The sequence below is a fragment of the Parasphingopyxis sp. CP4 genome (assembly GCF_013378055.1).
Lineage (GTDB): Bacteria > Pseudomonadota > Alphaproteobacteria > Sphingomonadales > Sphingomonadaceae > Parasphingopyxis.
The window spans coordinates 597729-614211 of record NZ_CP051130.1; the positions used below are offsets into that span (position 1 = coordinate 597729).

The 16483-nt window shown below is 59.3% G+C and carries 15 protein-coding genes; 4 read left to right on the forward strand and 11 right to left on the reverse strand.

The annotated features are described in order from the left end of the window. Positions 1 to 108: 108 nt before the first annotated feature. Genes rodA through HFP51_RS03010 form a run of 5 tightly spaced genes read right to left on the reverse strand, consistent with a single transcriptional unit; the run spans position 109 to position 5685 of the window. On the reverse strand, positions 109 to 1224 hold the full coding sequence (gene rodA, locus HFP51_RS02990) for a rod shape-determining protein RodA (protein WP_176874302.1): 1116 nt from the start codon (positions 1222 to 1224) through the stop codon (positions 109 to 111). Continuing rightward, complete coding sequence (gene mrdA / locus HFP51_RS02995; RefSeq protein ID WP_176874303.1) at positions 1224 to 3146, reverse strand: penicillin-binding protein 2; 1923 nt, start codon at positions 3144 to 3146, stop codon at positions 1224 to 1226. The genes rodA and mrdA overlap by 1 nt, the downstream gene beginning before the upstream one ends. A gap of 32 nt (positions 3147 to 3178) precedes the next feature. Continuing rightward, positions 3179 to 3694 (reverse strand): rod shape-determining protein MreD, encoded by a 516-nt coding sequence (gene mreD / locus HFP51_RS03000; protein ID WP_176874304.1) that lies wholly within the window; start codon positions 3692 to 3694, stop codon positions 3179 to 3181. Next, positions 3691 to 4614, reverse strand: a complete 924-nt coding sequence (gene mreC / locus HFP51_RS03005; protein ID WP_176874305.1) for a rod shape-determining protein MreC — start codon at positions 4612 to 4614, stop codon at positions 3691 to 3693. The genes mreD and mreC overlap by 4 nt, the downstream gene beginning before the upstream one ends. Positions 4615 to 4644: 30 nt before the next feature. Then, positions 4645 to 5685 carry a rod shape-determining protein gene (locus tag HFP51_RS03010; protein ID WP_176874306.1) on the reverse strand — a complete coding sequence of 347 codons (1041 nt, stop codon included), beginning with the start codon at positions 5683 to 5685 and terminating at the stop codon, positions 4645 to 4647. A gap of 163 nt (positions 5686 to 5848) precedes the next feature. On the opposite strand from HFP51_RS03010, the gene mutL reads away from it, so the two are divergent. Beyond that, the gene (mutL, locus tag HFP51_RS03015; RefSeq protein WP_176874307.1) at positions 5849 to 7687 is read left to right on the forward strand and encodes a DNA mismatch repair endonuclease MutL; all 1839 of its coding nucleotides are present in this window, start codon (positions 5849 to 5851) and stop codon (positions 7685 to 7687) included. Then, the gene (locus tag HFP51_RS03020) at positions 7684 to 8226 is read left to right on the forward strand and encodes an MOSC domain-containing protein (RefSeq protein WP_176874308.1); all 543 of its coding nucleotides are present in this window, start codon (positions 7684 to 7686) and stop codon (positions 8224 to 8226) included. Before mutL ends, HFP51_RS03020 begins: the two co-directional genes overlap by 4 nt. On the opposite strand, the gene leuA is transcribed toward HFP51_RS03020, so the two are convergent. Continuing rightward, the gene (gene leuA / locus HFP51_RS03025; protein ID WP_176876509.1) at positions 8223 to 9881 is read right to left on the reverse strand and encodes a 2-isopropylmalate synthase; all 1659 of its coding nucleotides are present in this window, start codon (positions 9879 to 9881) and stop codon (positions 8223 to 8225) included. The two genes, HFP51_RS03020 and leuA, sit on opposite strands and share 4 nt — an antisense overlap. A 333-nt stretch (positions 9882 to 10214) precedes the next feature. Here leuA and HFP51_RS03030 point away from each other — a divergent pair, with 333 nt between their 5' ends. Continuing rightward, positions 10215 to 10748, forward strand: a complete 534-nt coding sequence (locus HFP51_RS03030) for a YHS domain-containing (seleno)protein (RefSeq protein WP_176874309.1) — start codon at positions 10215 to 10217, stop codon at positions 10746 to 10748. 57 nt (positions 10749 to 10805) lie between these two features. Here the strand turns inward: HFP51_RS03030 and ilvC are convergent, their stop codons facing one another. The 5 genes from ilvC to miaA all read right to left on the reverse strand — a co-directional run bounded on the left by ilvC (position 10806) and on the right by miaA (position 15618). Continuing rightward, positions 10806 to 11825 (reverse strand): ketol-acid reductoisomerase, encoded by a 1020-nt coding sequence (ilvC, locus tag HFP51_RS03035; RefSeq protein ID WP_176874310.1) that lies wholly within the window; start codon positions 11823 to 11825, stop codon positions 10806 to 10808. Positions 11826 to 11829: 4 nt separating this feature from the next. Beyond that, a complete protein-coding gene (locus HFP51_RS03040; protein WP_176874311.1) occupies positions 11830 to 12144 on the reverse strand; it encodes a hypothetical protein in 315 nt (104 codons plus the stop codon). 11 nt (positions 12145 to 12155) lie between these two features. After that, positions 12156 to 12671, reverse strand: a complete 516-nt coding sequence (gene ilvN / locus HFP51_RS03045; protein WP_176874312.1) for an acetolactate synthase small subunit — start codon at positions 12669 to 12671, stop codon at positions 12156 to 12158. A 154-nt stretch (positions 12672 to 12825) separates the two neighbouring features. After that, a complete protein-coding gene (gene ilvB / locus HFP51_RS03050; protein WP_176874313.1) occupies positions 12826 to 14574 on the reverse strand; it encodes a biosynthetic-type acetolactate synthase large subunit in 1749 nt (582 codons plus the stop codon). 87 nt (positions 14575 to 14661) lie between these two features. Continuing rightward, on the reverse strand, positions 14662 to 15618 hold the full coding sequence (miaA, locus tag HFP51_RS03055; RefSeq protein ID WP_370462932.1) for a tRNA (adenosine(37)-N6)-dimethylallyltransferase MiaA: 957 nt from the start codon (positions 15616 to 15618) through the stop codon (positions 14662 to 14664). On the opposite strand from miaA, the gene serB reads away from it, so the two are divergent. Beyond that, positions 15599 to 16480, forward strand: a complete 882-nt coding sequence (gene serB, locus HFP51_RS03060) for a phosphoserine phosphatase SerB (protein WP_176874314.1) — start codon at positions 15599 to 15601, stop codon at positions 16478 to 16480. The two genes, miaA and serB, sit on opposite strands and share 20 nt — an antisense overlap. The last annotated feature ends 3 nt before the right edge of the window (positions 16481 to 16483 follow it).

Genomic DNA, 16483 nt, shown 5'->3' on the forward strand with positions numbered 1-16483 from the left:
CGAAGCCGCCGCTCGGGCGCGCCCGATCAGGTCATCACCATCGCAGCTAGTCAGCTAAATGCTCGCATCCGGCCCCCCCAAGGTGAAGAATATGAGGCGGCCAGCCGATTACCGCCGTCGCATCCTGTTCTCCCGGTCGATCGACATCAGGATTCCGACACAGATCAACACGGTGAGCATAGCAGAACCGCCATAGGAAACGAGCGGAAGCGGAATGCCGACGACCGGAGCGAGACCCATCACCATCATCAGATTGATTGCAAAGTAGAAAAAGATGGTCGTCGAAAGACCCGCCGCGGTCAGCTTGGCAAAGGTCGATTGCGCCTTGCGGCCAACCCGGATGCCCCAGCGGATCAACAGAGCGAAGCCCAAGATCAGGAGTAATCCGCCGAGCAGCCCGAATTCTTCGGCCATGGTCGCAAACACGAAATCGGTATGGCCTTCGGGTAGATAGGCGAGATGGCTTTGCGTGCCGTTGAGAAATCCTTTGCCGAATAATCCGCCGGAACCGATCGCAATCTTCGACTGAGTGATGTGATAGCCTGTACCCAATGGGTCATTTTCCGGGTTGAGGAAGGTGAGCACGCGGTTTTGCTGATAGGGCTGAAGGATGAATTGATAGGCGAGCGGGATCGCGGCGGCGACCGCGACCGCACCACCAATGAACAGCCGCAATGGCAGTCCGGCAAGGAACATGACGATGATGCCGGCGGCAACGAGGACAAGCGTGGTGCCGAGATCCGGTTGGATGACCACAAGGGCCGCAGGCATGCCGATCAAGAGAAGGGCGGGCCAGATGGCAACCGGCCGGCGCAACTCGCCCGAGGGCAGCGTGTCATAGAATTTCGCCAGCGCGAGAATGAGCACTGGCTTCATGATCTCCGATGGCTGGATCCGCATAAAGCCGAGGTCGAGCCAGCGTTGGCTGCCGCCGCTGACCTGACCAAGAATTTCGACGCCCAATAGCGCAAGCAGTGTCGCGAAATAGACGGGAAAAGCGAAGAATTTCCAATGCTCTTCGCGAAAACGGGACAGCATGATCGCCATCGCAAAAAACAGCATGAAGCGGATCGCATGGTTCATCGCCCAAGGCTGAATGTCGCCACCGGCCGCTGAATAGAGCACTGCGAAGCCGAAGCCGAAGATGGTGAGCACCAGCAGGATTAGCCGCCAGGGCAGCTGGGCCAATGGTTCGGGGACAAGGGAGTCAGGATTGGATGCCATTAGGGCGCCTGCTCCTCATCATCGTCGGCGCGGGGCGGGACTATCGGCAGGCCTTCGCGCGGGGGTAAACCCTGATCGCGGCGATATTCTGCTTCCTGCTGCGCCATGCGCGCAAAGGTGTCGCCACCCCAGCCGGCTTCCAGGCGCTCCAGATCTTCCATCGCGCGCTCTCGATCATAGAGATAGGTGATAGCGTCCCGCGCAACCGGGGATGCAGCCCGACCACCTGACATGCCGTGTTCGACGACAACTGCGCAGGCATAGAGCGGATTATCTGCCGGCGCGAAGGAAACGAACAGGCCATGATCGCGAAAGCGCCAGGGGACACCGCGCCCGCCGCGCCCGGCCGAAAGATTGACGACCTGTGCTGTTCCCGTCTTGCCAGCGAGTCGGACATCTTCGAGCGGCAACCGCGCGCGCGGCGCGGTACCGGCTCCGTTCACCACCTCGTCCATTCCCGCGCGGACCAGCTCGAGATTCTCGCGAGAGATGCCGGAGATTTGTGGTGCTGGATTGCCGCTCGGGTCGACCAGTTTGGGGACCACTGCGCGCCCCGAAGCTATGCGCGCAGACATGACCGCAAGCTGCAAGGGCGTCGTCAGAAGATAGCCCTGACCAATCGAAGTATTGAGCGTATCGGCATCGGTCCATTCGCGATTATGGCGCCTGACCACCCATTCATCATCCGGCACCGTGCCGTAATTCTGATTGGCCACCGGGATCGGGTAATCCTGACCCAGACCAAGGGCTCGCGCGGTTTCGGCGATGATCGGAATGCCGATGCGGCGGCTCATCGTATAGAAATAGGTGTTGCAGCTACGGGCGATGGCGCGATGCAAATTGACCGGGCCATGCACACCCAGGCAACCGAAACGCCGATTGCCGAGCCGATATCCGCCGCCGCAATAGACGACCTCTTCCGGGTCGACGCCTGCTTCCAGCGCCGCAAGCGCTGTAACCGGTTTGAAGGTTGAACCGGGCGGATACATGCCAAGCAGCGATTTATTGCGCAGCGGCACGCGCTCATCCTCGGAGAGCATATTATATTCGGGATGGCTGATACCGTCGGAAAAACTGTTTGGATCAAAACATGGCATGGACGCCATGGCAAGGACATGGCCGGTCTGGCAGTTCATGACGACCGCCGCGCCCGATTCATTGCCAAGCCGCCGCCCGACATATTCCTGCAGGCCCGCATCGACAGTCAGCTGCAATGTTTCACCGGGTCGGTCTGGTCGCGTATCGAGTTCACGCACGAGCTGGCCGCGCGCAGTAACCTCAGCCCGCCGGGCGCCGGGTTCGCCGCGCAGCGTCTCTTCGAAAGTCTTTTCCAAGCCATCCTTGCCGACCTTGAAGCCGGGAAAGAGCAGCAGGGGATCCTCGTCCTCTTCGAGATATTGTTCGCGCGTTGGTGCTCCGACATAGCCAACGAGATGTCCGACCGCGGCGCCCGCTGGATAATGGCGGGCGAAACCCTGAATAGGTGCAACGCCCGGCAAGTCTGGCAACCGGACATTGACGGCGGCAAATTTTTCCCATTCCAGGCCGGCCGCGACCTGCACGGGTTGGGCGCCGGGAACGGTGTCGAGTTCTTCGTTGATCCGTTCCAGTTCTTCGGCAGGCAGGTCCAATAATTCTGTGAGTGCGGCCAGGACAGGCTCGCGATCATTCAGGCGATCAGGGATCACGTCGACGCGAAAGTCGGACCGGTTCATGGCGATAGGCTGACCCTCGCGATCGATGATCCAGCCGCGCCGCGGGGGTATCAGGCTCAGCTGGACGCGATTGCTTTCCGACAGCAGCTGCCATTGCTCATTTTCGGCAATCGAAATCCAGGCCATGCGTGCGCCCAACAGCCCGGCAACACCAAGCTGCGCGCTACCCAGCAGGATTGAACGGCGCGAATACATGGTCCTGCGCATATTATCGTTGATCGACAACGATGGCCGACGTTTCACAGCATCAGCCTCCGCCGGTCGAGCCGCGCACATAGGCGCAGTACGAGCGGAAACAGCAAGATCGACGCAGCAATCTGGGGCAGGAGCGGCACGATAAGCCAGCCGCCACCTGTCAACGCATTCAACACCATGGCGCCCATGATATAGAAAGTCAGCGCGCCTGTCGCGGCAAACCAGTCAATCCAGTAATCGCGCCACATTGCGCGGTTCTCCGCAATGTCGAGCGCCAACAAGATTATGGTCCACAGCAGCATACCGCTGCCGAGCGGATTGCCGGATAATAGATCGTCGAACAGGCCAAAGGGCAGGCCCGCCCAGATCGGCCAGACCTCAGGTCGTAAGAAGCGCCAGGCAAGAAAGACCATCAGTGCAAGCGGTGGCATCAAGGGCGCTTGGGCGACCAGCGGAATGAGGCATAACAGTGAGCCAGCAATCACACTGGCGGCCGGGATCAGACTGAGCTGTGCTCGCACCAGGGCGAGGTTTTCATCCGCTCCCCGCAACCGGCTCATGACGGACTCGAAAAGCCCGGAGCGGGGGTCTCATCTGCATCTTCGGAGTCATCGTCCGCTTCGCTGCTTTCCTCAACCGTTGGCTCATAGGCGGGCTGGACGATCGCAAAATCGAGCGAGGCTGGATTGGCAAGGGGTGTCGCCAGGGCTGAGTCACCAAATACTTCGATAATCACGGCGACCGGGACATTCGGTGGATAGATTCCGCCCGTGCCGCTGGTGATCAGCACATCGCCTTCTTCGAATGGGCTGCGCCCGGCTTCAAGCGCGCGGACCTCAACCTGTCCGTCGCCGCGGCCGGTGGTGAAAGCGGGTGTGCCATCGCGGGTTAGGCGCACGGGAACGATGTTGGAGCGATCAGTGAGGAGCAGGACCCGCGATGATGACCGCCCGCTATCGATGATCCGCCCGACCAGTCCATCGCCAGCCATGACCGGTTGCCCAGATTCGACACCCGAGCTGGTGCCGGCGAATAATGTCGCCGTACGCCGGGCGCTGGTCAGGCTCGAATTTACAAGACGCGCAGTCGCCAGGATTTCGCTCTCGCCCTCGATCAGATTGACCAGGGCACGCAGTCGGCGATTTTCGAGATCTGTAGCCTGAGCTTCGATCAGCCGCCGCCGCGCGATCTCCAATTCCTCGCGCAGTTCTGCATTTTGGCGTCCGGCATTCCACCAGTTGGCGACATAGTTATCGATCCGCCCGCCGCTCTGTACAGCGCCGCGACCGGTTGAAGATATCGGTGCGGTAACATCGCTGACCGTGCCGCGAATGGCCGCATAGCCCTGCGGGTCAAACATGGCGATCAGGATCAGGCCGACACCAACAAGTGCACCGGAAATTGCGACGACATAACCGGCAAACAGGCCGAAGCGCGCGCGGCGGGAGAATCCGGGGCGCTTCGATCCTTTAACGGCCACTGGCCTTCTCCCTTGGCTTATTCGGCCGGATTAACCGGTGCTCAGGACGCCGCGGAAGATTTCCTCTTCGAGAGCCCGCCCGGTGCCGAGTGCGACGCAGGTCAGCGGATCTTCTGCAACCGTAACCGGCAGGCCGGTTTCGCGGCGGAGAACTTCATCAATGCCTTCGAGCAGCGCGCCGCCGCCGGTCAGGACGATACCCTGATCGACAATATCCGCGGCGAGTTCCGGTGCGGTATTTTCGAGCGCGATACGAACGCCTTCGACAATTGTGCCAACCGGTTCGCTCAATGCTTCGGCGAGCTGGCCCTGGTTGATCGAAATCTCTTTCGGGACGCCGTTAACAAGATCACGACCCTTGATGTGGATCGTCTGGCCCTTGCCGTCGGCCGGCATCAGCGCAACGCCCACTTCCTTCTTGATCCGCTCAGCCGTTGCTTCGCCGATCAGCAGGTTGTGGTTGCGGCGGACATAGGAGGAAATCGCTTCGTCCATCTTGTCCCCGCCGGTCCGCACCGATGTGGTGTACGCCAGACCACGCAATGAGAGCACGGCAACTTCGGTCGTGCCGCCGCCAATATCGACGACCATCGACCCAATCGGTTCGGTCACCGGCATGTCGGCACCGATCGCCGCAGCCATCGGTTCCTCGATCAGGAACACCTGGCTCGCGCCAGCATTGGAGGCCGCATCGCGAATGGCGCGGCGTTCCACCTTGGTCGAGCCAGACGGCACGCAGATCACGATCTGCGGCCAGCGCGGAAAACGACGCGCGCCATGGACCTTCTGGATGAAGTGTTTGATCATCTGTTCGGCGACATCGATATCGGCGATCACACCATCGCGCAGGGGGCGGATGGCTTCGATTGCGTCGGGCGTCTTGCCCATCATCACCTTGGCGTCTTCGCCAACAGCGCGCACTTTCTGGATGCCATTTTCGGTCTCGATGGCGACCACAGACGGCTCGTTCAGAACCACGCCGCGGCCGCGGACATAAACGACGGTGTTGGCCGTACCCAGATCGATCGCCATGTCATGAGACATGATCTTGAAAAAACGTTGGAACCACATGGTTGGATTATTCTCGTGCAAAGTGTTTAAAGCGTAAGGAATCAGCGCGTGACAGCCCTTCACACCCCCATAGCGACTATCAGTGCTTTTGCACTAATAAATTCCGCGAATCGCTGTGGATCAACCGCTCGTGCAGGTCCGGGACATGGGGTAAAGACTTTCTATGCCAATTCGCCGCCTGCCTGAACATCTCGTCAATCGCATTGCCGCCGGCGAAGTCGTCGAGCGACCGGCCTCGGCGCTCAAGGAATTGGTTGAAAACGCTATAGATGCTGGGGCTCAGCGCATTGTCGTGCGCTTGACGTCGGGCGGCATTGACCGGGTCGAGGTGATCGATGACGGCTGCGGGATGAGTGCCGAAGAGATGGCGCTCGCGCTCGAACGTCATGCCACATCCAAGCTGCCGGACGATGATCTTGAGGACGTCGAAACGCTCGGTTTTCGGGGTGAAGCGCTGCCCTCGATCGCCAGCGTGGCGCGACTGACATTGGAAAGCCGGGTGCGCGGTGCAGAAGGCTGGTCGCGGATCGTTGATAATGGCGATCTGGTTGTCGAAGGGCCAGCAGCCTTGCCGCCGGGTACCCGGGTCGTCGTCGATAATCTGTTTGCCAAGGTGCCGGCGCGCCGAAAATTCTTGCGCACGCCGCGCTCCGAATATGCCGCGGCGGCTGACGCTGTCCGTCGCTTGGCGATGGCGCGACCAGACATTGGCTTTACGCTCGAACATGACGGACGGCGAAATATTTCGGTCCAGCCAGGCGAGACGCGTGCCGAACGCGTTGCCGGTCTGACAAACCGCGAGCTGACCGAGAATAGCGTTGTTGTCGAGTATCAACGCGGCACTGCGAAGCTCGAAGGGGTGGCGAGCCTGCCAACCTTCAATCGCGGGGTTGCCGATCATCAATATCTGTTCGTCAACGGCCGTCCGGTGAAGGATCGGTTGCTGATCGGAGCGGTCCGCGGCGCCTATCAGGACTTGCTCGCCCGCGATCGTCACCCGGTTTTGGCGCTGTTCCTGACCATTCCGCACGGCGATGTGGATGTGAATGTGCATCCGGCCAAGACGGAAGTGCGATTTCGCGAGGCCGGGAATATTCGCGGGCTGATCGTTGGCGGTCTGCGCCATGCGCTCGATGAGGCTGGATTCCGTAGCGTTCAGCGCCCATCAGCAGGGGCTTTGGGGAATTGGCAGACCGAACCTGTCGGTGCAGGCGCTGGACAGTCGCCCACAGGGGCGCCAACGGCTTATCCACGATCTTATCAACAGGATTATCGACAAGGCGGCGCTTTCTTCACACCACAAGGTCCCAATGCCGACCAAGCCACTGGCCAGGCAAGCGTTTGGGATCAATCGCCGGACTATCAGCCAGCGCCCGAAGGCCGCGCCGAAGCGGCGGAACAGCCGGTTCCGGACGCAACCGAACACCCGCTCGGTATTGCCCGTGGCCAGGTGTCCGAAACCTATATTGTAGCAGAAGCCGAAGACGGGCTGGTGATCGTCGATCAGCATGCCGCGCATGAACGCCTTGTGCTCGAACGGATGAACCGGGCGATGGCCGAGGGCGGTGTCGCATCCCAAGGATTACTGGTGCCGGAGATCGTCGAGCTCGACGAAAGCGCCTGCGATGCGCTCGAAGAACGGATTGGTGAGCTGACGGAGCTGGGTCTGGAGCTGGAACGGTTCGGGCCCAAGGCAATAATGGTGCGCGCGACACCCGCGATGCTTGGCGGTGGTGACGTCAAAGGACTGGTGACCGATCTTGCTGATGAGATTGCCGCTTATGACCAGCATCTCAGCTTGAAAGAGAAACTCGATCATGTCGCCGCGACAATGGCGTGCCACGGATCGGTTCGCGCCGGGCGCGTGCTCAACGTGGCCGAAATGAACGCCTTGCTCCGCGAAATGGAAGTGACGCCCCATAGCGGCCAATGCAATCACGGCCGCCCGACTTGGGTGAAACTTGGCCATGGCGATATCGAGAAGCTGTTCGGGCGGAAATGATGGTTGAAGTGATGGCCGTCTCACGCAAGGGATCGCACGGCATCGCCAAGCCCAATGTCGATATGATCCGCTTGATCGACGGCCATGGCGTTGATGGCGATGCGCATTTTGGTAAGACGGTGCAGCATCTGTCGCGCATTGCGAAAAATCCCGATCAGCCCAATCTGCGCCAGGTCCATCTGATCCATGCCGAACTGTTCGAGGAAGTTGCGGCAAAGGGCTTTGCGGTCGCACCCGGCGATATGGGAGAGAATATCACGACCAAGGGCGTGAATCTGCTGGCGCTGCCCGAGGGCACCGAACTTGTACTGGGCGATACGGCGCGCATTCGGGTGACCGGCCTCCGCAATCCCTGCAAGCAGCTAAACGGTCATGCGCCGGGGCTGATGGATGCGGTCCTTGATCGCGATGCGGCGGGCAATCTCATCCGCAAGGCCGGGATCATGGCGGTGGTGATCACCGGCGGCGATGTACGGGCAGGGGATCCGATTGCCGTCGAATTACCGGCGGATGAGCATCGCGCTTTGCAGCCAGTCTAAATCCCATTGGCAGCGCTGAGCACGGCCCGGACACTGGCGGTTGCAACGTCGCGGCTAATGCCAACGCCGAACACGGTATTACCGTCCCCATCGACACATTCGAGATAGGCTGCAGCCTGGGCATCTGCGCCATGACCGATCGCGTGCTCGTTGTAATTCACAACATCGAGCGTGATGCCCCATTCGTCGGACAGCGCTGCGAGCACGCTCGAAATCAGACCATTGCCACGACCGCTGACGGACCGTTGCTCGCCGCGATGGACGATCGTGCCGGTAAAGATGCGATCGCCATTGGCCCGGCTTTCCTCATAGTCCACCAGCTCGAACCGCTGCTCGCCCGACAGGCCATAGCGTTTCTGGAAGGCGTGCCAGATATCATCGGCATTCAGCTCGCGGCTCGTCTCGTCGGCGAGTTCTTGTACCACCAGGCTGAAATGCGCTTGCAGGCGTTTGGGCAGTTTTAGTCCCTGATCCTGCTGCAGGACCCAGGCAACACCACCTTTGCCGGACTGCGAGTTCACGCGGATCACGGCTTCATAATCGCTGCCGATATCGCGCGGGTCGAGCGGGAGATAGGGTACTTCCCACAGCTCGTCATTGCGCGCTTCCTGGGCGGCAAATCCCTTTTTGATTGCGTCCTGATGCGACCCGGAAAAGGCCGTGAACACCAGCTCGCCGCCATAGGGGTGGCGCGGATGCACAGGGAGCTGGTTGCAATATTCGACGGTCGATTTGATCTCGTTGATCTCGGAAAAATCGAGGCCCGGATGGACGCCCTGGCTGTACATGTTGAGGCCCATTGTGACGAGATCGCAATTGCCGGTGCGCTCGCCATTGCCGAACAGGCAGCCTTCGATCCGATCCGCACCCGCCATCAAGCCGAGCTCGGCCGCAGCGATGCCGGTCCCGCGATCATTATGCGTGTGCAGCGAGATGATGACACTGTCACGCCGCGAGATATGCCGCCCGAAATATTCGATCTGGTCGGCATAGATATTAGGCGTCGCCGCTTCGACGGTGGCAGGCAGATTGAGGATCAGTGGCTTGTCGGGCGTCGGGTCGATTATTGCGATCACTTCGTCACAGATGCGCACGCTGAGATCGATCTCGGCGGTCGAGAAGGTCTCTGGCGAATATTCGAAATGCCAGTCGGTCTCCGGATATTTTGCCGCCTGCGCCATCAGCGTGTCAGCGCCGCGCTTGGCGATATCGATCACGCCGTCCTCGTCCATCTGGAAGACGATCTTGCGCCAGGCTGGCGATATCGCGTTGTAGAGATGGACGATCGCCTGTTTCGCACCGGCCATGCTCGCGAAGGTTGTTTCAATGAGATCGCCGCGCGATTGGGTGAGCCCCTGGATCATTACATCCTCCGGGATCGCATCACCTTCGACGAGCCCGCGGATGAAATCGAAATCGGTGGCGCCTGATGCGGGGAAGCCAACCTCGATTTCCTTGAGGCCGATTTTTACGAGTAGATCGAAGAAGCGGCGTTTCTTCTCGCCGTCCATCGGATCGATCAGCGCCTGATTGCCATCGCGAAGATCGGTTGAGAGCCAGCGCGGTGGTGCGGTGATCGTTTGGGACGGCCATTGGCGGTCCGGCAGATCGATCTGCGGAAAGGGTCGGTATTTTTGTGACGGGTCGGTGATCATCGGCATGACTATCGCCTGTTGTTCTTCGGTTTCGGTGATTTGCTGAGGGAGCCCTTAGGCCGTGTGTGCTGCATCCAGCACCAATGGCACGCCTAAGGGCGTGTAAGTCGAAGAATTAGCAAGGCGCGGTGCGCTGTCATGGTGACGGTTTGTGACGGCAAATGGTTAACAAGTCCAGTGCCGAAGCCGTTTTGTGCGCGATAAAGCCGAGCCATCGGCAGATAAATCGAAACTTTTGTAACGCTTTTCACCGATCCGACGAAACCAACAGGGAGCTCGGCGGAGAAATACTCACGCTGCCCGGCCAAGAGATATACTTGTTGGAGAAATGACATGAATAAATTGGTTCTGGCCATCGCAGCCGTCGCACTCAGCGCGTCTGCCTGTGCGCCGCAAACAGTTACCGAAGAAGCATCGGCAGAAGATATCCTGGCCGAGGTTACTGATGCCAATACCGGTCCGGTCTATACCGGTTCCGGCCGCAACATCGCGATCAGCGGCTATGACGCCGTGTCCTATTTTGTCGGTGACGGCACGCCTGTTCCGGGCAATGAAGCCCATGCTGTCGTCTATAATGGCGTGCAGTATCACTTTGCGAACGGCGAAAATGCCGAGACGTTCCAGGCGGATCCAGCGCGCTATGCGCCGGCCTATGGTGGCTATTGCGCATGGGCTGCTGCGGGCGGCGATCTCGCACCAGGTGATCCCGAAACCTATCGGATTGTCGATGATCGGCTCTATCTGAACTTTAACGGTGCAGTTCAGCAGCGTTGGGAAGCCGATATCCCCGGCTTCATCGAGAGCGCGGACGAGAATTATCCGCGCTTCGCATCGGATGCAGAATCCGGCGACTCCCTCGAAGGCTAATTCAGTTTGATTACCGGCAAGGCCGCGTACCCAATCGGTGCGCGGCCTTGACCGTTTCTAGTTCTTGGCTTTGTCGACAAGCTTGTTGGCGCCGATCCATGGCATCATCGCCCGCAACTCTGCACCGGTCTTTTCGATCGGATGCTCGGCCTGCAATTTGCGGGCTGCCTTCATTTCCGGATTACCCATGCGGTTGTCCGTTATGAAGCGCTGGACGAATTTACCCTTTTGGATGTCATCCAGAACGCGCTTCATCTCGGCCTTGGTTTCGTCGGTGATGACGCGTGGGCCGGTGTGATAATCGCCATATTCTGCGGTGTTCGAGATCGAATAGCGCATATTGGCAATGCCGCCTTCATACATCAGGTCGACGATCAGCTTCACTTCGTGGAGGCATTCGAAATAGGCCATTTCCGGCGCATAACCGGCTTCGGTCAGCGTTTCGAAGCCTGCCATGACGAGGCTCGTTAGCCCGCCGCACAACACGGCCTGCTCACCAAAGAGATCGGTTTCGCATTCCTCGCGGAAGGTTGTCTCAATAACGCCCGAGCGCCCGCCGCCAACACCGCTCGCATATGCGAGGCTGACGTCATGCGCATTGCCCGTCGCGTCCTGGGCGATCGCCATGAGGCAGGGGACACCGCCGCCGCGCTCATATTCGGCGCGAACCGTGTGGCCCGGGCCTTTCGGTGCGATCATGATAACATCGAGATCGGCGCGCGGCTCGATCAGCCCGAAATGCACGTTCAGCCCATGGGCAAAGGCAAGCGCCGCGCCTTCTTTCATGTTCGGAGCAAGGTCGTCTGCGTAAATCTCGGCCTGATGCTCATCCGGAGCGAGCATCATGACGATATCGGCCCAGGCGGCTGCTTCGGCATTGCTCATAACTTGAAAGCCAGCGCCCACTGCCTTTTGCCGCGTCGCAGATCCTTCGCGCAGGGCAATCGCCACATCCGTGACGCCACTATCGCGAAGATTTTGCGCATGGGCATGGCCTTGGCTGCCATAGCCGATGATCGCGATCTTCTTGCCTGTGATCAGGCCCAGATCGGCATCGGCATCATAATAGACGCGCATAAATTCATACTCCCTGTTTTTGCGTTGGACGGCGGAAATAGTCGGTCATCCGTGTCCAGTAATATGAAACCACATAGATCGAGACCGGTAGTCCCAGCGCGATGCCGCTGTACCAGTTCCAATCCCAAATATTGACGGCACCGATCACAGCCAGAATTGGCAGCAACGGCCAGATCCTGAGAATGATGATCCAGGCCATCGCAAGACTTGCCAACACCCAGTGCATTTCATGTTCGAGCGCCATGAACACCGCCGAGCCAAAGGCGATGAAGTAGAAAAAGGCGATGATGATCGCCGAGATGCTGAGAATTTCGCGCATGGCGGCTTGCTCTAGCTCGCTTCCTTGCCTCGGCCAATGGCGACGACGCCGGTGCGGGCGACCTCGACCAGGCCCACTTCGCGCATCAGATCGATAAAACTGTCGACCTTTTCGCTGTTGCCGGTGACTTCAAAAACAAAGCTCGCGGTCGTCGAATCCACGACCCGCGCGCGATACACATCGGCGAGCCGCAAGGCCTCGATCCGCGCATCGCCAGTTCCGGCGACTTTCACAAGCGCCATGTCGCGCTCAACATGCGGGCCGATTTCGGTGAGGTCGGTGACCTTGTAGACCGGCGGCATGCTCTCGGTTTGGGCGATGATCTGCTCGATAACCCGCGGCGAACCGGACGTAACGATGGTGATCCGGCTGATAGTTTCATCTTCGCTGACATCCGTCACCGTCAGGCTTTCAATATTATAGCCGCGCGCCGTGAACATGCCGGCAATCCGCGCAAGGATGCCCGGCTCATTGTCGACCAGGATGGAGAGGGTATGCCGTTCGCCGGCTTCGGTGAGTATTTTCATGAGCGGGCACCAACCGTGAAAAATGTAACTCCCTCCATGCCGAGCGAAGTCGAGGCATGTTGTCGAGCGAAGTCGAGACTGAGCGTGCTTCTCGGCTTCGCTCGAAGCGAGCCCTCGACTACGCTCGGGACAGGCGGGCTGATCGCAATTTTCATCAGACCAGCGCCTTGGCTTCATCATCCATCGTTCCCGATACAGTGTCGGATTCGAGGAGCATCTCGGTATGGGCAGCGCCTGACGGGATCATCGGGAAGCAGTTGGCGAGCTTGGCCACGGCACAATCCACCAGGACCGGTCCGTCATGGGCCAGCATGGCTTCAATCCCGCTCTCCAGATCATCGGGAGATTCGATCTTGATACCCTTCCAGCCATAGGCTTCCACCAACTTCACAAAATCTGGCAAGGAATCGCTGTAACTCTCAGAATATCGACCAGAATATGTCAGTTCCTGCCACTGGCGAACCATCCCCATATATTCATTGTTGAGGATGAAGACTTTCACCGGCAGGCGATACTGGCTGGCCGTGCCGAGCTCCTGGATATTCATCTGGATCGATGCTTCGCCGGCAATATCGATGACGAGCGCGTTCGGATTGCCGATTTGCGCGCCGATCGCGGCCGGCAAGCCATAGCCCATTGTCCCGAGGCCCCCGGACGTCAGCCATTTATTGGGGCTTTCGAAGCCGAAATGCTGAGCTGCCCACATCTGATGCTGCCCGACTTCGGTGGTGATGATCGGATTATGCGCATGGGTGGCTTTCCAGAGTGCTTGGATCGCCGCCTGCGGCATGATTTCTTCCTTGGATTCCGGGAAAGCCAAGCATTTGGTTGCCCGCCATCCGTCGATCCGCGCCCACCAATCCTGGAGATCGGCCTTTTGATATTGCCGCGCCTTCCAGATTTTGACCATATCTTCCATTGCGCGGCCGGCATCGGCATTGATGGCGAGGTCAACCGGAACGATCTTGTTGATCGAGCTGCGATCGATATCGATATGTATCTTCTTGGAATGCGGTGCAAAAGCATCGAGACGGCCGGTTACCCGGTCATCAAAACGGGCGCCGATCGCAATAATCAGATCAGCCTTGTTCATCGCCATATTGGCTTCAAAGGTGCCGTGCATGCCGAGCATGCCCATCCACTGGTCCGATGAGGCCGGCAAAGCGCCCAATCCCATCAGTGTCGAAGTGACCGGTGCACCGGTGATCCGGGCGAGTTCCTGCAACATCATGCTGGCACCCGGGCCGGAATTGATGATCCCGCCGCCAGTATAGAAGATCGGCCGCTCCGCTGCGGCGATCATTTCGACCGCTGCTTCGATATTCTTGGGGTCCGGCTTGTCGCGCGGAACATAGGCTTTGTGCGGCATCGGCCCCGATTTGCGGTACCGTCCGGTAGCGACCTGCACATCCTTTGGGATATCGACCACAACCGGGCCTGGTCGGCCGGTGGTTGCGATGAAAAAGGCTTCCTGCATCACGCTACCCAGCTTGTCCGGGTCTTTGACGAGATAATTATGCTTGGTGCAGTGGCGCGTAATGCCAACCGTATCCGCTTCCTGGAACGCGTCCGTGCCGATCAGGGTGGAGGGGACCTGGCCGGTGATAACCACCATCGGTATCGAATCCATCAGCGCATCGGTGATGCCGGTTACCGCATTGGTTGCGCCAGGACCCGATGTAACCAGGACGACACCGGGTTTACCCGTGGCCCGCGCATAGCCTTCGGCAGCATGGGCCGCGCCTTGCTCGTGACGGCACAAAATATGGCGAATTCGCGTCTGTTTGAACAGCGAGTCATAGATTGGCAGCACGGCGCCGCCCGGATAGCCGAAAATGACTTCCACGCCGCAATCCAACAGCGCTTCGACCAATATATCTGCCCCGGCTTTTTCGTTCGCCATGATATCCATCCATTACCCAATGTTGCGCCGCAATAGCAGCGCGGGAACCGGGCTGCTAGACATGTAAAAATTGTCTGTCAATCGATATTATTGTAATTTAGTTACAATATTCTTTTCAATATCATCATATTCTGATTCATTGATGCGCGGCCATGCCTCGGGGGACTGATTGGAGAACCAGGTATATTGCCGTTTGGCGTAGCGGCGCGTTGCTTGAGCGGTTGTGGCAATAGCTTCTTCGCGGCTTTGCGCTCCCGCCAGAAAAGCCCTGATTTCCGGGACTCCGATCGCCCGCATGATGGGAAGAGATGGATCCAAATCACGCGCCACCAACGCTTCAACCTCGTCTACTGCACCGCTGTCGAACATATCCGCAAAGCGGCGATCACACCGTTCAAACAGCCATTCGCGATCGGGCAGGATAATCAGCGGCGAGAGTGCAATTACGCCGCCAATCCCGCCGATTTTCTGTTTTTGCCAGTCGCCGATAGTCTGGCCGCTTGAACGCACGACTTCCAGAGCGCGCTGGACCCGGGTTGTGTCGGTTGCATTGAGACGCGCGGCGGACGCCGGATCTTCAGCCTGTAACGCCGCATAGGCATAGCTGACGGCCAGCGCGCGGACAGCGGAGCGGATATCGGGATCGATTTCGGGAATCGGTGCGAGGCCTTCGAGCAGCGCGCGATGGTAGAGCCCGGTCCCGCCGACCAGAATTGCGGGCTTTCCTGCGCTATGCGCGGCCGCGATTGACGTCTTGGCGTCATCGGCCCAACGCGCCGCGGAACAGGCATCCGCGCCATCGATATAGCCGAACAGTTCATGGGGCAGGGCGGCTTCTTCAGCCTCAGACGGTCGCGCTGTGACGATCCGCAGGTCGCGATACACCTGCGCGCTATCGGCGTTGATAATGATCCCGCTCGCGCGCTCGGCGATCCGCATAGCAAGAGACGACTTGCCGCTTGCCGTTGGCCCGGCAATAAGCGCGACACGCGCGCCCTGATAGCTTTCCCTGGAGTTGCCCCGCATGCTCATTGCAACGCTCATAGCAGCAGATCGTCTTTCTGCAGGCGATATTTCGCTTGCGAAGGATATTCTGGCCGAGAGTGGAGCGTCGATTTCCGAGGATCGCTGGATTGAAGCGGAAAAAGCGGCGGACATCCGCTTTTCTGGAGATTTGTCAGCGGCCCGCAGCGCACTGGCGACAATTACTGACCCGATTGACGTCATCATCCAGGACGAGATCAATCGCGCCAAGAAACTATTCGTTGCCGATATGGATTCGACAATGATTACAGTCGAATGCCTGGACGAACTGGCAGATTATGCCGGGTTCAAGGACCAGGTCTCGGCTATCACCGAACGGGCCATGCAAGGCGAACTTGATTTTGTCGCGGCGCTCGACGAACGGGTGGCTCTGCTCGCGGATATGGACGCGGATGTTGTGAGCCGCTGCCATGAAGAGCGGGTGAGGATATCGGAAGGCACGCAAACCCTGGTGCGGACGATGAAAGCGCACGGCACGACCAATGTGCTGGTATCCGGTGGTTTCACGCTGTTTGCGGATCGTGTGGCTCTAGAAATCGGCTTTGACCGCGCGGTCGCCAATACACTCGCCATTGCGGATGGCCGCCTGACCGGACGGGTTGACCGGCCGATCATCGACGGAACGGCCAAATTACAGATTCTGAACGAGGAAACTGTGCGCTTGGGGCTCGATCCGGCAGAAACCATGGCGATTGGCGATGGCGCCAATGATCTGGCGATGGTTGAGCGCTCCGGCCTCGGCGTTGCGTATCGCGGCAAGCCCAAGCTGCGCGATGCAGCGGACGCACGGATTGATCATGGGGATCTAACGGCATTGCTGTACGCGCAGGGCTATGCCCGGGCCGATTGGGTGGAAGCCTAGGCG

Excerpts from the sequence above, each read along its gene's own strand:
- rodA (WP_176874302.1), bottom strand. The coding sequence starts at position 1,224 with ATGGCATCCAATCCTGACTCCCTTGTCCCCGAACCATTGGCCCAGCTG.
- mrdA (WP_176874303.1), bottom strand. The coding sequence starts at position 3,146 with ATGCGCAGGACCATGTATTCGCGCCGTTCAATCCTGCTGGGTAGCGCG.
- mreD (WP_176874304.1), bottom strand. The coding sequence starts at position 3,694 with ATGAGCCGGTTGCGGGGAGCGGATGAAAACCTCGCCCTGGTGCGAGCA.
- HFP51_RS03010 (WP_176874306.1), bottom strand. The coding sequence starts at position 5,685 with ATGTGGTTCCAACGTTTTTTCAAGATCATGTCTCATGACATGGCGATC.
- mutL (WP_176874307.1), top strand. The coding sequence starts at position 5,849 with ATGCCAATTCGCCGCCTGCCTGAACATCTCGTCAATCGCATTGCCGCC.
- HFP51_RS03020 (WP_176874308.1), top strand. The coding sequence starts at position 7,684 with ATGATGGTTGAAGTGATGGCCGTCTCACGCAAGGGATCGCACGGCATC.
- leuA (WP_176876509.1), bottom strand. The coding sequence starts at position 9,881 with ATGATCACCGACCCGTCACAAAAATACCGACCCTTTCCGCAGATCGAT.
- HFP51_RS03030 (WP_176874309.1), top strand. The coding sequence starts at position 10,215 with ATGAATAAATTGGTTCTGGCCATCGCAGCCGTCGCACTCAGCGCGTCT.
- ilvC (WP_176874310.1), bottom strand. The coding sequence starts at position 11,825 with ATGCGCGTCTATTATGATGCCGATGCCGATCTGGGCCTGATCACAGGC.
- HFP51_RS03040 (WP_176874311.1), bottom strand. The coding sequence starts at position 12,144 with ATGCGCGAAATTCTCAGCATCTCGGCGATCATCATCGCCTTTTTCTAC.
- ilvN (WP_176874312.1), bottom strand. The coding sequence starts at position 12,671 with ATGAAAATACTCACCGAAGCCGGCGAACGGCATACCCTCTCCATCCTG.
- ilvB (WP_176874313.1), bottom strand. The coding sequence starts at position 14,574 with ATGGCGAACGAAAAAGCCGGGGCAGATATATTGGTCGAAGCGCTGTTG.
- serB (WP_176874314.1), top strand. The coding sequence starts at position 15,599 with ATGCTCATTGCAACGCTCATAGCAGCAGATCGTCTTTCTGCAGGCGAT.
- miaA (WP_370462932.1), bottom strand. The coding sequence starts at position 15,618 with ATGAGCGTTGCAATGAGCATGCGGGGCAACTCCAGGGAAAGCTATCAG.